11 protein-coding genes are annotated in these 15,207 nt (G+C 57.7%); 5 read left to right on the top strand and 6 right to left on the bottom strand.

From position 1 onward, the window contains the following. Positions 1-54: 54 nt before the first annotated feature. The 3 genes from EC915_RS08305 to EC915_RS08295 form a co-directional block, all read right to left on the bottom strand. Positions 55-1,344: a serine/threonine transporter gene (locus EC915_RS08305; protein ID WP_133750041.1), complete on the bottom strand. Its 1,290-nt coding sequence runs from the start codon at positions 1,342-1,344 to the stop codon at positions 55-57. Between the two features lie 292 nt (positions 1,345-1,636). Further along, positions 1,637-2,962, bottom strand: coding sequence for an ATP-binding protein (locus tag EC915_RS08300; protein WP_133750040.1), 1,326 nt, complete (start codon positions 2,960-2,962; stop codon positions 1,637-1,639). After that, entirely contained in the window at positions 2,959-3,639 is a 681-nt protein-coding gene (locus EC915_RS08295; protein ID WP_133750039.1) for a response regulator, read from the bottom strand. Before EC915_RS08295 ends, EC915_RS08300 begins: the two co-directional genes overlap by 4 nt. Before the next feature lie 176 nt (positions 3,640-3,815). Between EC915_RS08295 and dsbD the strand changes: the two genes are divergently transcribed. From dsbD to EC915_RS08270, 5 genes are all read left to right on the top strand, one after another. Further along, entirely contained in the window at positions 3,816-5,549 is a 1,734-nt protein-coding gene (gene dsbD / locus EC915_RS08290; protein WP_133750038.1) for a protein-disulfide reductase DsbD, read from the top strand. After that, the gene (locus tag EC915_RS08285) at positions 5,549-6,397 is read left to right on the top strand and encodes a TlpA disulfide reductase family protein (RefSeq protein ID WP_133750037.1); all 849 of its coding nucleotides are present in this window, start codon (positions 5,549-5,551) and stop codon (positions 6,395-6,397) included. The genes dsbD and EC915_RS08285 overlap by 1 nt, the downstream gene beginning before the upstream one ends. Further along, entirely contained in the window at positions 6,394-7,161 is a 768-nt protein-coding gene (gene dsbG / locus EC915_RS08280; protein ID WP_372237859.1) for a thiol:disulfide interchange protein DsbG, read from the top strand. The genes EC915_RS08285 and dsbG overlap by 4 nt, the downstream gene beginning before the upstream one ends. Before the next feature lie 78 nt (positions 7,162-7,239). Continuing rightward, a complete protein-coding gene (locus tag EC915_RS08275; protein ID WP_256658688.1) occupies positions 7,240-10,671 on the top strand; it encodes a DEAD/DEAH box helicase in 3,432 nt (1,143 codons plus the stop codon). Positions 10,672-10,784: 113 nt separating this feature from the next. Next, on the top strand, positions 10,785-11,351 hold the full coding sequence (locus EC915_RS08270) for a TetR/AcrR family transcriptional regulator (protein WP_133750035.1): 567 nt from the start codon (positions 10,785-10,787) through the stop codon (positions 11,349-11,351). Positions 11,352-11,516: 165 nt separating this feature from the next. On the opposite strand, the gene EC915_RS08265 is transcribed toward EC915_RS08270, so the two are convergent. From EC915_RS08265 to EC915_RS08255, 3 genes are all read right to left on the bottom strand, one after another. Further along, entirely contained in the window at positions 11,517-11,849 is a 333-nt protein-coding gene (locus tag EC915_RS08265; RefSeq protein ID WP_133750034.1) for a helix-hairpin-helix domain-containing protein, read from the bottom strand. Between the two features lie 186 nt (positions 11,850-12,035). Further along, entirely contained in the window at positions 12,036-14,030 is a 1,995-nt protein-coding gene (locus tag EC915_RS08260; protein WP_133750033.1) for a nucleoside-diphosphate sugar epimerase/dehydratase, read from the bottom strand. 100 nt (positions 14,031-14,130) lie between these two features. Beyond that, positions 14,131-15,147 (bottom strand): glycosyltransferase family 4 protein, encoded by a 1,017-nt coding sequence (locus tag EC915_RS08255; RefSeq protein WP_133750032.1) that lies wholly within the window; start codon positions 15,145-15,147, stop codon positions 14,131-14,133. Positions 15,148-15,207: the final 60 nt, after the last annotated feature.

Here is a 15,207-nt window from a genome sequence, read left to right as displayed (position 1 = left end):
CCACGCTGATGAAGACGGCGATCACCTCTTGAACACGTGATCGCCGCAGCAGGGTCACGGCATCAACGAGTAGACCAGCGCCGAAATCGATACCAGCCCGACCACCACCACGAACACGTTGGACAGTTTGCCCGCGTATCGGCGCATGGCTGGCACTTTGCGCACCGCGTACATCGGCATTAGGAACAGCAGCGCTGCGATGACCGGGCCGCCCAGGGTTTCGATCATGCCGAGGATGCTCGGGTTAAGCGTTGCCACCAACCAGCAGACCACCAGCATGAAACCTGCAGTCAGACGATCCAGCGCCTTCGGCGACGGACGGCGGCCAGTCTTCACCACCAGCCCCTTGAGACCCTCGCTGGCGCCGATGTAGTGGCCCAGGAACGATTTGGTAATGGCCACGAACGCAATCAAGGGTGCTGCGAAGGCGATGGTCGGATTGCTGAAATGGTTGGCCAGATAGGACAGGATCGAAAGATTCTGCGCCTTCGCCTCGGCCAGTTGCTCAGGGGACAGCGTCAGCACGCAACTGAAGACGAAGAACAGCACCATTACAACCATCAAGCCGTGGGCGCGGGCCAGGATCTGTGAACTGCGCTGATCGGCATGTTCGCCGTAGCGACGCTTCTGGTCGACAGCGAACGCGGAAATGATGGGCGAATGGTTGAACGAGAACACCATCACCGGAATCGCCAGCCACAGGGTAGGCAACAGGGCTGACGGTGCGGGCACGCGGGTCGCTGTTGTGAGAATGCCGCCGGTCCAGTGCGGGATCAGGAATACCGCGAGAAACAGCAGCGCAACGATGAACGGGTACACCATCAGGCTCATGGCCTTGACGATGAGCTGCTCGCCACAACGCACCACAGCCAGCAGACCCAGGATCAGCACAAATGCCAGCACCGCGCGTGGCGGTGGTTGAACATGCAACTGATGCTCCATGAAGCTGGTGACGGTATTGGTCAGTGCCACGCTGTAGATCAGTAGGATCGGAAACACCGCGAAGAAATACAGCAAGGTGATCAACGCCCCGGCCTTCTTGCCGAAATGCTCTTCGACCACTTCGGTGATGTCGGCACCTTCACGCCCCGACAGCACAAAGCGGGTCAAACCGCGGTGGGCATAGAAAGTCATCGGAAACGCCAGCAGCGCAAGAATCAGCAAAGGCCAGAACCCACCGATACCTGCGTTGATCGGCAGGAACAGAGTGCCTGCACCGACGGCGGTGCCAAACAATCCAAGCATCCAGGTGGTGTCGTGGCGATGCCAGGGGGTCATGCTCGTCGCCACGCCCGCGGACGCTTCGTCAATGCGTTGTTCGACGCTGTTGGCCTGATCATTCATCCGGTCGATTTCTCCGTTGCCGGTGATAGCTACAAAGTCAAAAGCGCGTCGAAAAGCTCGGCAGTCAGCGCTTCTGACCGGTTCTCTACAGGGAAAGGGCCGCGATTGTCCGGGATTAAGAAGCAGAATCAAAGAGTTGTCGGAGGGATGGTCGCTGTTTCAGCGTTTTCTGACGGGCAGAGGCACAGGGTTTCGTTCCGAAAAGCGACACCGGCTCACATGCATGTCAGTGCTTATCAAACACTCTGCGCCAATAAGGCCGGCACACGCATGCCGGCCTGCAAGCCTCGAGTCAACCATCCCTTCGCAACGGCATGCTCAACTCCACCCTCAGCCCATCGTGGCGGCTGTCGAATTTCAAAGAGCAGGCGCAGCGCTGCACGATAGCCTGCACAATCGCCAGGCCAAGCCCGGCACCGGGGCTCTTGCCGTTACGCCAGAAGCGCTGGGTCATCTTGTCTAGATCCGGTTCAGGAATGCCGGGACCGTAATCCCGAACGCGGAAATGCGCCTGACCATCGAACGTCTCCAGACTCAACTCCACCCGCTCCCCGGCCTGGGTGTGACGCAATGCGTTGTCCAGCAGGTTGCGCAAGGCCGCGACCGCCAGCGCCGCCGGCATCTCCACCGGTGCGGTGGATAACTGCACAGGCATAATCAGTTCGATACGCTGTTCATCGCCATGGCTGGCGTCGTGAATCGCCAGCCTCGCGACTTTCTCGGCATCGCACTGCACGCCGTCATCGAAGGAGAGGCTGCCCTCGACCCGCGCCAGCAACAGCAGTTGCTCCAGCGTGCGGTGCATGCGATCGGTGCCCTCCTCCGCATGGGCCAGCGCCCTGTCGCGCTTGTCGCCTTCGGTCATGCGCGCAACCTGCAGATGAGTCTTGATGGCCGTCAGCGGGCTGCGCAACTCGTGGGCGGCATCACCCGTGAGCCTGCGTTCGCGTTCGAGGGTCTCGGCGATACGCTGGAACAGCTGATTCTGACTCTTGAGCAAGGGCTGTAATTCGCTGGGCAGGTGGGGTACATCCAGCGGCTCGACCGAATCGGCACTGTGCCGGTTCAATGCATCGCGCATCCGGTTCAACGGCGCCAGGCCGCGACCAATCCCGAACCAGACCAGAATCAGGCTACCGAACAATGCCACCAACACGGGAAGCGAAGCGGCGAGCAGCACCGAGCGCCCCAACACATCCCGTTCGATCTGCCGATCCGCCGTACTCACACGCACATTGCCGTGCATCATGGTGTACACCCGCCAGTGTTCGCCATTGATCATCTGGTCGACGAAACCGCTGGAGTCTGCTTTCAAAGGTTCGGCCGGCGAACTCTCGGTGCGTGCCAGCACCTGCCCGCGCAAGGAACTGAGCTGGCAGGCCATGCCGTCCGGAATGCTCAACTCACCGGCATGCAGGGTTTTGCCGTCGTTGTCGCTGGGCATCTGCATTTGCTCCAGCAACCCGGACACCATGCGCGCCGACGCTTGCAGACGCTGGTCGAGGGATTCCATCATCTGCGTGCGCAGGTCGCGCAGCATCCAGGCGGCCGCAAGCACCCAGATCACGATGAACGCCGAGCCCAGCGTCAGGCTGAGGCGCGTTCTGAGGCTCATCATCGCTGTTGCTCCGGATCACCGGCAGGCCCCAACCGATAACCCAGGCCGCGTACGGTTTCGATGATGCCGCCTCCCAGTTTGCGCCGCAGGTGGTGGATATGGACGTTGAGCGCGTTACTCTCGACCTCGTCGCCAAAACCATAAACGCAATCCTTGAGCTGCTCGCCGGACAGCACGCGGCCATGGTTGTTGAGCAGGGCCTGCAGCAACGCCTGCTCGCGGCGCGACAAGTCCACCGCCTGCCCTGCCAGACGGGTCTCCCGGCTGCTGGGATCGTAAGTCAGCAGGCCGTGCTCGATAACGTTGACACTGCGTCCGGCCATACGCCGGACCAGAGTGTGCAGCCGCGCACTCAATTCGCGCAGGTCGAAGGGCTTGAGCAAGTAATCGTCGGCGCCCGCCTGCAGACCGTCGACGCGATCGGTGACCGTGTCGCGCGCGGTGAGGATCAGTACGGGAGTGTCAACGCCTTGTTGACGCAACTGGCGCAGCAGCTTGAGACCGTCTTCGTCCGGCAGGCCCAGGTCCAGGATCATCACATCGAAATGCGCCGCCGAGAGCATCGCCCGTGCAGCCGATGCAGTGGCCACACGGTCCACGGTCAGACCTTGGGCGTCGAGGCCGGCCACGATGCCGCTGGCAATCAGATCGTCGTCTTCACAGAGCAATACGTGCATGGGTGGCCTCGAAAAAAAGGCAAGTGGAACAGGCTCGGATTAAGGGCCGATTATGCATGATCCGCCCTCGCATCTCTGGGGACCCGTGTGTCAGCGGCCCTCTGACGCTACCGTTAATCACCTGTTAATCACTGCCCGTCAGGCTCGCAGGCTTTGATGACTGGCCGGGGTTTGGCATGCGCAGGGTGTGGGTTTTGGTGCTTCTTTTGTTTCCGCTGTTGGCGCAGGCATTGCCGGGTGGGGATCTGTTCAAGAAGCCTGATTTCCTGCCGGTCGGGCAGGCCTTCTTGTTCAGCTCGGAGCGACTGGACACCGGTGAAACTCGTCTGTACTGGCAAATCGCGCAGGGTTACTACCTCTATCAGAAACGTCTCAAGTTCGAGGGTCTGAGCATCAATCAGCAACCTTCCCTTCCCGCCGGGCAAGCGCACAACGACGAGTATTTCGGCGCGCAGCAGGTGTACCGCCAAGGTCTTGAGCTGGTGATTCCGGCGTCCGCCAGCGGGCAGGTCACCGTCGGTTGGCAAGGCTGTGCCGATGCGGGTCTGTGTTATCCGCCGCAAACCCGGACTGTCGATCTGGGCGCTGGCAGCAGCAACGTGAACGACCGTCAGGCACCCGATCAGGCGCTGGCCGTTGCCCTGCAGGAACGCTCTTTGGGCTGGAGCCTGCTGATCTTCTTCGGACTGGGCCTGCTGCTGGCTTTCACACCTTGTTCATTGCCGATGCTGCCCATTCTGGCTGGCGTGGTAGTCGGCAGCGATGCCAGTGCCCGTCGAGGCTTTGCGCTTGCCAGTGTCTACGTGCTGAGCATGGCGTTGATTTACGCGGGGCTGGGTGTCGTGGCAGCGCTGCTGGGCGGCAATCTGCAATCGACGCTGCAACAACCCTGGCTGCTCGGCAGCTTCGCTGGCCTGTTCGTCGTCCTGTCCCTGCCGATGTTCGGTTTTTTCGAGCTGCAACTGCCCGCATTTGTGCGCGACCGACTGGAAGACACGGGGCGTCAGCGCCGGAGCGGCAGCCTGCTAGGCGCTGGAGTGCTGGGCGCTGTATCGGGATTGATGGTCGGGCCTTGCATGACAGCCCCCCTGGCGGGGGCATTGCTTTACATCGCTCAGAGCGGTAATGCCGTACACGGCGCACTGGCGCTGTTCGTCATGGGCCTGGGGATTGGTCTGCCGCTGTTACTGTTGGTCACGGTCGGCAACCGTTTCCTGCCCAGGCCGGGCGCGTGGATGGATCTGGTCAAGGGTGTCTTCGGCTTTGTGCTGCTGGGTACGGCGCTGATCATGGTCCGGCCACTGCTGCCTGAAAGCCTATGGCTTGCATCGCTGGGCGCCTTGTTATTGATCGAAGGGTTCAGCGCCGTGACGCAGACGCGGAACTTGAAATGGGCTGCCAGGCTCTGCGCGCCCGCAGGCCTGATTCTCGGGTTGTGGGGCGCAATGCTGCTGATCGGCGCTGCCGGTGGCGCCGATGATCCCTGGCAGCCATTGAAGGTTTACAGCGGATCCCGCCAGGAAAGGGCCGGCGAACCCAACGGCGCCTTCGTCACACTCAACGACCCTGCCGCCCTGGACCGCGAACTGGCCGCAGCGACGTCAGCCAGCCAGTGGGTGCTGGTGGATTACTACGCCGACTGGTGCACCTCCTGCAAAATCATGGAGAAATCCGTTTTCGGCAAAAGCGAAGTCATTCACGCGCTCAATGGCGTACGTCTGTTGCGCCTGGACGTGACTGCTGACAACGACGCCAACCGCGATTTGCTCAAACGTTATCAAGTGCCCGGGCCACCGACGCTGCTGTGGCTGGGTCCCGACGGAAACGAACGACGTGACCGGCGCCTCACTGGCGAAGTCGATGCCGGTGCGTTCATCGCACAGTGGCAGGCCACACGGGAGCGGGGCTGATGCTGAGCGTTACCCTCGGCCCGTTCGCGCTGGCGATCAATCATTTACTGCTGCTAATTGCTCTGGCGCTGGCCACACTGGCAGGCTGGCTCGCAGGACGTCGGCAACGGGTCAATCCTGAGAGCGTATTGTTCGGCTTGTTCGTACTGGGGCTGGTAGTTGCCAGGCTGGGCTTCGTGATTACCTACTGGAGGCAATATCAAAGTCACCCTTTGGACATTATTGATATTCGCGACGGCGGCTTTCTGGTCTGGCCCGGCGTGACAGCCGTTCTGATCAGCACGCTGTTACATGGCTGGAAACGGCCAGCACTACGCGCCCCCTTGGGCGTGGGTGTAGCAAGCGGTGTAGTGTTCTGGTGGCTCGCTGGCCTGGCGCTAAACGAGCACGAAGATGCGCGCCTGCCTGAGGTAACACTGCTTAACGCCGCGGGCGAGTCCGTATCGCTAAGCGACTATCAAGGCAAGGCGCTGGTGATCAATCTCTGGGCCACATGGTGCCCGCCATGCCGCCGCGAGATGCCGGTACTGCAGGCCGCCCAGCAGGCCAATCCCGAGGTGGTTTTCCTGTTCGTCAATCAGGCAGAAGATCGCCGTGAAGTAGCGACATTCTTCATCAGGCAGAACGTGCACCTGGACAACGTTTTGTTCGATGACACCGCTGAACTGGCTCGACAGGTCGGGGCCGCCGTGCTGCCAACCACGCTTTTCTACAACGCAGCCGGAAGCTTGTCGGGAAGTCATACAGGCGAATTGTCCAACGCCAGCCTGGAGCACTATCTGGATAATGTCAGCGACCCGAAGCCGTCTTCCGTTTCACAGCCCTCTATTCCAAGGAACACACGATGAGATTCATGCGACCCTTCATGCTCGGCGCCATGGGCCTGCTGACTGTGCAAAGCGCATTGTTACAGGCTGAAGAATTGCCCGCCCCCATCAAGGCACTCCAAGCCAAGGGTGCGACGATCAAGGGTACTTTTGACGCGCCCGGTGGCCTGAAAGGCTACGCAGCCGAGTATCAGACACAGGCAATGGCGCTGTATCTGACGTCCGATGGCAAGCATGTGCTGGCTGGCAATCTGTTCGATGAAAAGGGCGAAGACCTGAGCGAAGCGCCGCTGCAGAAGCTGGTCTATGAGCCCATGAGCAGGCAAATGTGGAGCCAGATGGAAAGCAGCACCTGGATCGCCGACGGCGCCAAAACCGCGCCGAAAGTCATTTACCTGTTCAGCGACGCCAATTGCCCGTACTGCAACATGTTCTGGGAGCAGGCCCGGCCCTGGGTCAAATCGGGCAAGGTCCAGTTGCGTCACATCATGGTTGGCATTATTCGCGAGGACAGCGCCGCGAAGGCCGCCACGTTGCTGAATGACGCCAACCCGGAACTGGCCCTGCAAAAGCACGAGCAGGCAGGCAAGAGCAGCACGCTTGAAGCCATGTCCAGCATTCCGAAGGATATTCAAGCCAGGCTCGACGCCAACCTGAAGCTGATGGAAGAGATGGGACTGTCTTCCACGCCAGCGATTTTCTATAAGGACGAAAATGGCCACCTGCAGCAACAGCAGGGCGCGCCCCGGCCAGATGTATTGGCCAAAATCATGGGGCCGAGGTAGTACGTCGGCATAGGTTAGTAAAACGCCAATCTTGTACAATCGGATCCATATTAGCCCAGTGCAAGGAATCAGGTTTTGGTGGATAAGGAACGGCAACGAATTCTAGGTATTCTCGATTACTGGCACAAAATCGAGTTCTTCATACCGTTCGGGTTGGATCAGCAAATCAGCGATAAGGAAAAGTGGCAAACCCGCAAGTTATCAGTCGAGCTTTTATCCCTGTCATTTGACGACGGGTGGAGAACCTTTAGCCCGCCTCGTCAGATGAACATCAGCGGCTATAACCTCTACATGGGTGTATTCGACAAATCGAGCATTTCGTCATTCTGTGAGCGTCATATTTCTGCTGAACTTCAGCGCACTTCTTTCAATATCTTTGAAGAGGATGAACGCACGGAGCTGGACGGTGAAACCTGTTTCGCCAAACTCCGCCTGAATAGCCAAGGGGTACCCCAACTCGAGACTGTTTCTGTGTCGGCCCTGCCCTGGGCACTGGGCACCTTGGCGCAGAAAGGACTGGATGCCCTGGCATTCGACAGTTTTGAAACTGCCAAGGGAGAACTTCAGGTGCGCCTGAAGAATTTCCTGAGCAACCGCAAACACCATACGGATTTGCCTCTGAGTGCGATGGAAGTTCTGCGTCTGCATGAAATTCTTTGCAGCTGGGCCGTTTTCCAGCCCGAGGGCAATCAACCTGTGGCGGTACTCGAAGTAATTGCACATGAGCCCAGACCGGGCAAGGCGAAAGTGGCGAATGAGCCTGACGCTTCCCCCGACCAAACGGACGAAGCTTCAAGCGATGAACCGGTCTCGCCGCACTCCCCGGAAGTAGCTGCAGATGAAGAGACCGAACCTGAAATCGATATCCTCAACAGTTTTTATATCAAGGACATCGAGCGAACGATCAATAGCGTGCGTAACGGGCATGTTCCGGAGGCTTTGCGCCAGTTCCTGATGCCCGGAGTAGAGTCCGGCCGTGTCGATCTTTTCAGTGAGAAAGGCCGGCAGACCCTCTTCGCAACATTGCGGCCTGAGCGCATGAATGCCGGCCATTGGTTGGCCGATCCCAGATATGCCATGAGTCAACGACAGCAGTTCGCGATCAATGCAATGCGGCAACAGCTGGGTGAATCGGGGATCTTCTCCGTCAATGGACCGCCTGGCACTGGAAAAACAACGTTGCTCCGGGATTTGTTCGCGGAAAATATCGTGCGAAGAGGTCGTGTCCTGTCGAATCTGCGCTCAGCCAAAGACGCGTTCAAGAAAGGGGCAGTGTCAGTCAGCTTTCGCGGAAGATCGGAAAAAACCCATATCCGGCCTTTGATCGATGAGTTGACTGGCTTTGAAATGGTCGTGGCGTCCTCCAACAACGCTGCGGTTGAAAACATCTCCGTCGACATGCCCAAGCGCAAGGAACTGGGTCAAGACTGGAAAACCTTTTCGTATCTCCAGCCCGTAGCCCATAACCTTGCCATCGTGTCGGAAAAGGGAAATGTCCGATCGCCTTCCGACCAGGATATGCCTTGGGGACTGATCAGTTGTGCGTTGGGCAATTCGCGTAACCGGAAAAAATTCTGTGATCGCGTCATGTATGATTCATTTGAAACGCCACACCCTGAACAGCCTGCGAACCTCTGGCACTGGTTGAAAAATTATTCCGGCCAAGCGTTCGAACATGCTGCAGCTGAATTCCGTAAGGCGGACGCCGATGTCACACAAGCGCTGATAGCGCGCAGTCGCTTGGCCGAACTCGCATTACTTATTGCTCAAACAGACCAACATCAATTTCTGGCCGAACAACAAACCGCAAGCGATCAAGCGCAACGATCGCTGACGCAAGCGCAAACCGCTATCACCGACGCACAAGCATCCCTCTGCACTGAGCAACAGGTTATGGATGAACTTCGGGAAGACGAACGCCTGATCGACCGTAAGCGACCGGGATGGGTCGCGCGTCTGTTCAATCTGGCTTCAGCGAAGGCCTACAACAGCGAAAGGGTTGAAAACGCAAGCAAGCAACAACGTATGCGGGAAAAAATTGCACTGCTGAAATTCGATCTGTCAAACCGGTTGGAAGACAGTCTGCAGGGGTGCACGGCTGCCAGCGCTAGCGCCCGGCAACTGCTGGAAAGCCGACGACTTGAGTGGCTGGATCTGGTGACGGAATGGGAAAGCCTCATCGCACAAATAGGCGAACCACTTCTGCCGACGGATCTGGCACAACTTGAAGATGACTATTTCCAGATACATGGGCTCTGGCACGATGCGGCCATGAACACCTTGCGCTCGGGCCTGTTCGCCGCTGCACTGAACCTGCATCAGGCATGGCTTGCGGAAACCGGCAAAAAAGGCGGCGGCTTTGGCGGGAACATCTTTGCTCTCTCGCACCTGTTGCAAAACCAGAAGCCCGAAAATGCAGACCATGTCCTGCCGATCTGGCAAAGCCTGTTTATGATTGTCCCCGTCATCTCTACCACCTTCGCATCTTTCGCCAATCAGTTTCAGGGACTGGGCCCGAACTCTCTGGGTTGGCTTTATATAGACGAAGCGGGCCAAGCGGTGCCGCAGGCAGCAGTCGGTGGCCTGTGGCGTGCAAAAAGGGCTGTCATCGTCGGCGATCCCTTGCAGATAGAGCCTGTTTTCACCCTTCCGGCGCGTCTGATCACGGCGTTGAGCCAGGTCGATAGTCATACTGCCGACGAGCAATACGCGCCGCATCGGGTTTCGGTACAAAGTCTCGCTGATCGGGCTAACGCTTATGGAAGCTACGCTGAAGGAGAAGATGACACGCTGCACTGGATCGGCAGCCCTTTACGGGTGCACCGGCGCTGCCTGGAACCGATGTTCAGCTTGTCGAATTCCATCGCATACTCGGACAAGATGGTATTCGGATTGCCGAGTCGCACGGCAGCGAACGCCTCGCCTGTGCACTGCGACAGCTGCTGGATCGACATGGCTGGCAAAACCGAACACAAGCAGGTTGTGCCGCAACAGATCGATTTTATGGTGCATGTGCTCAAACAGCTCTATCAGCGAGACGGCGCATTGCCGGCGCTATTCGTGATTTCCCCCTTCAAGGCGATTCGTCAGGAATTGCAAAACAGGCTCCGCCGTACTGACTGGAGTGTCGATGGTCAATTCAGGGAACTGCCTGCCAACACACTAAATGCCTGGCTGAAAACCCATATCGGGACTGTGCATACCTTCCAGGGTAGAGAGCAGGACACCGTTTTCATGGTGCTGGGTGTCGACGCTGAAAAACCGGGTGCCGCCCAATGGGCATCTTCCAAGCCGAACCTGCTGAATGTCGCGTTAACCCGAGCCAAACGGCGTTTCTACATGGTCGGTGATTATTCATTGTGGAGTTCGTTGCGCTATTTCAACGTTGCCAAGTCAAAGAAGACCGAGCTTGCTCTGCGCTCACCTCAAGCATTTCTCGCTGAATTGGCAGCGAACGCAGACCCGGCCATTTGGGCAGACACACAGCGTGACGGGGCTCGCCCTGACTGAATGCCCTTTTGACCAATGGCCATGCAACCCGAAAAAGGGGGTACTGCATAGGCTTGCTATACGTGTAAAAATGTCTCGTACCCTTAAAGGGCCAAAGTCGGGAGGCTCGTCCAATGCGTTACGCCGAAGATCACAAAGCCCAAACCCATCATCGCATTCTCCACGAAGCCGCCGCGCGCTTTCGCCGTGATGGCATCGGCGCCACCGGTTTGCAGCCGCTGATGAAAGCGTTGGGTCTGACCCACGGTGGTTTTTATGCCCATTTCAAATCCAAGGATGACTTGGTCGAAAAAGCCCTGCGTTGTGCGATGGATCAGGTCGAAGGGTTAAGAGCCCAAACGTTGGCGGATGATCATTCGGCCTTGGCCTTTGTTGATATGTACCTGACGTCCGAACACCGTGATCACCCTGAGTGGGGCTGCCCCCTGCCCACCATGTCGGCGGAGTTGGGCCAGCGTGGTCAGCCCAGTGAGAGCACCGACAAGTTGATCCACCAGGTGTTGTCCGAGCTTGAAGCCGGTATGTCGACAGTGCCGCAGGCTGGCGATAAGAGTTTGATGCTCCTGTCGGGGCTGGTAGGTGCGTTGGTGCTGGCTCGCAGTGCCAAAGATCCGCAGCTGGCCGAGCGCATTCTGCAAACCACCCGTGAGCAACTCAAGCAATACATCGCCGATGTCTGATGGAGATCCCTCGTCACCTCCGACAGGATTTTTCCAGATTGAGCGTCCCTGTGGTGACACGATCACGCATCAACATGTGCCTTGCTTGTCACTGGCAAACAGGCTTTACGAATGCCGGGCAAAAAAAGACCGATCAATGATCGGTCTTGTCAGGTCATGGGTTCTTCAATTTACTGCGAGTCGCTCACGATTCTTGTCCAGAATCGCCTTGCCGATGCCTTTGACTTCGATCAATTCGTCGACAGAGGTAAAGTCACCGTTTTCCTCACGATAGGCAACGATTGCCTTCGCCTTGGCTGAACCAATGCCTGACAGCTCCTGCTGCAGCGTTTCCGCGGTGGCGGTATTCAAATTGACCTTGACACCCTGGCCGACGGGTGCAACGACCGCGGTTGCGGCGGATGATGCCTCGGCATTCGTGGCGGGTGCAGCATTGATCGCAACGGATGTGCTGGCCAGCAAGCCGAAGAGAAGGGAGGACAGATAGGAAATACGCATGATTAACGCTCCATGACACCGTGGTTTGGGAAGCAGCATCCTGAGCTGCCTCCCAAACCTAGACGATGATCGACGAGGGTCAATGCGAGGATAAGTGACGGGATGTTTAAGGCCCGCAATCCCGGGAAATCCGCGGTCTTGGGCCACGGGGTGGACGAAGGCATTGCGTAACCGCAGGTTTCGGCCTCAGGGTTCGTGGCGTCGCTGCTGATGTATCCAATCCACTATTTCGCCTTCCGGGGCGTAGCCGCTGACGGTATCGCCCAATATCTGGCGCACCTTGGCGTAATCATCGTCTTCCAGCGCCTTGAGCAGCAGCGACAGGCTTTGCTTGAAGAGGTCCCATGACACATGATCTTCCTGAGCGCTCATGATCATTGGATGGCTGGTCACAGCGACGTTGTCGCCAATCAGCAACTCTTCATAGAGTTTCTCGCCAGGCCTGAGCCCTGTGAATTCGATGGAGATGTCGCCGTGTGGATTTTTTTCCGAGCGGATGCTCAAACCCGAAAGATGAATCATTTTCTCGGCCAGCTCGATGATCCTCACCGGCTCGCCCATGTCGAGCACGAACACATCGCCGCCCTGTCCCATCGAGCCCGCTTGGATAACCAGCTGTGCGGCCTCGGGAATGGTCATGAAGTAACGCGTGATTTTCGGGTGGGTCACGGTCAGTGGACCGCCTGATTTGATCTGTTGGTGAAACACCGGGATCACCGAGCCAGACGAGCCAAGCACGTTACCGAAGCGGACCATGATGAACCGGGTTTTATTGACCTGATGCACGTTGGCCCGATCACCAAACATTACAGGTGCCGTTTCCCGGCTCAACGCCTGCAGGATCAACTCGGCCAGCCTTTTGGTACTGCCCATGATATTGGTCGGCCGAACGGCCTTATCGGTGGAAATCAGCACAAAGTTGGACACGCCTGCCTGCAACGCAGCCTGTGCGGCATTCAAGGTGCCGACCACATTGTTGAACACGCCTTCGGCGATGTTGTGCTCCACCATCGGCACATGTTTGTACGCCGCTGCGTGATAAACCGTATCGACCTGCCAGGTCTTCATCACATCCAGCAGCTTGGAGTGATTACGCACAGAACCCAGAATCGGCAGGACCTTGACTTTCAACGACTCACGCGCAATCCGCCGCTCCAATTCCGACAGGATGGTGTAGAGGTTGAACTCGCTATGGTCGAGCAGCAACAACGTGGTGGGCTTAAGCAGGACGATCTGTCGGCACAGCTCCGAGCCGATGGAGCCGCCGGCCCCGGTCACCAATACGCACTGGTTCTTGATGCAGTGTTCCAGCAACTCTTCCTGCGCCGGGACAGCGTCGCGGCCCAGCAGGTCGGCGATGTCTACCTCCTGCAAATCGTCCACCTTCACCCTGCCGGCAGCCAGATCGGAAAAATTCGGCACGCTGCGCACATGAAGCGGAAAACTCTCCAGCAGGCCGAGAATCTCGCGGCGCCGCGTTCTGGCCGATGACGGGATCGCCAACAGGATTTCCTGTGCGCCCGTGACATCGATCATCTGCTGGATGTGCTTGGGTTTGTAGACCTGCAGACCGGAAATCACCCGGTTGGAGATCGAGTCGTCGTCGTCAATAAAGGCAACCGGGCGCATGGACCGTCCCATGCGCAATGCCGCTACCAGTTGGTTACCAGCAGCCCCTGCACCGTAAATTGCGACCTTGGGAAGACCGTCGTCGCGGGTGGCAAATGGCACATGCTGCGCGGCGGAAAACCAGTCGCCCAGAAAATACTGGCGCATCGCGAGCCGCAGCCCTCCAATCATCACCAGACTCAGCCACCAATAATTGAACATTACCGAGCGCGGCACTACATGCTGATGGTTGCTGTACAGGTAGACGACTACGCCCAGAATCAGAGCCGACAGGCTGACAGCCTTGATGATTGCCACCAAAGCGTCATTGCCGAAATAACGCATGACTGCTCTGTACATGCCGATGCGAATGAACAACGGGATGGCGATGACAGGCGCGCTGATGAACAGCCAGGTGTGGGTTTCGAGCGGATTGACGAGTTCGTCGATTCCAAGGCGAACCACAAAAGCCATCCACAGCGCGAACCAGACCAGACAGACATCTGTGCTCACCTGAATTATTCGCTTCTGACGACGCGGCAACGCCACCAACATAGCGCGCAACTTACTCATCCATCCCTCAAGCACGAGTTCAATCTCCTATCGACCTGAAACGCGGGCGTTTGATTCCGAGCGTTCGCAATAATTACTCTCTTGCGACAGCCAGAACCTTTCAGTTTCGTTCAAGCTCTCCCGCCCTGAAGCAAAATGCAAGAATCACTAGCGGGATGTACGCGACGATCAAGCCGACCGCACCATCAAGACCGAACTGCGTGACACCAATAGCGACCGGTAAAAGCCAGAACAGATTGATTACACCGACTGCGGAGGTCACCGGAAGGTGCTCGCCATATCTTCGCGAGGCGAACTGGTAAGCATGGCTTCGGTGAGCCTCATAGATCTTATCTCCTCGGACGAGGCGACGGATGAGGGTAACTGTAGCGTCTACGATGAAAACCCCAAGAAGAATAAGCCATGCCCAGAGTAACTGCGAGGAAATCCATGCCGCCTGTAGTGATAGAACGCCAATAACGATGCCCAGAAACCCGCTGCCGGCATCTCCCATGAAGATTTTGGCAGGGGGGAAATTCCAGATCAGAAATCCCAGCACGGAGGCCGCCAGCAGCAATGGTTGCCATATCAACTCAAAATGACCCGTTAACAGGTAGATCAGGGCTGCGCCTGCACAAACGCAAACCGCTTCCACGCTGGCGATGCCATCGATGCCATCCATGAAATTGTAAAGATTCAGCAGCCAGACCAGATAAACCACCGCCAGCGCATGCCCAAGCCAGCCGAGATCCAGCGTACCGCCAAACAAGGAGATCGGCGGTAGCCCGTCCAGGCAGAACAACGCCCAGCCAGCCCCGGTGAAATGGCCCAACAGACGCCAACGCGCAGCAACGTGTCCGTGATCGTCCAGGAAACCCAGGGCTGCGATAACGAGCCCCGAACCAGATAAAGCTAGAAATACCGAGAGGGTCAACACGCCTTCACCAAACAGTACCGTCAGTGCGGCCAGATAACCAATGACGATCGCCACCCCGCCACCGCGCGGAGTCGGGACCGTATGGGAACTCCTGCCATTGGGAATATCCAGCAGGCTTTTGTTTAAGGCATATTGTCGAAGCCAATAAGTCAAAGCGAAAGAAAAACCGATTACTGAAAATGCCAACCACCAATGAGTCATTTTTGTTCCGTCATAAAATGGTTGGCTGTGTTTGTTTCTTCAGCTACCGGATGTCACATA

This window comes from Pseudomonas sp. LP_7_YM (genome assembly GCF_004364435.1).
Classification (GTDB): Bacteria; Pseudomonadota; Gammaproteobacteria; order Pseudomonadales; family Pseudomonadaceae; genus Aquipseudomonas.
Note: the sequence above shows the minus strand (reverse complement) of the source record. Positions and strands in the feature narration are given on the sequence as shown.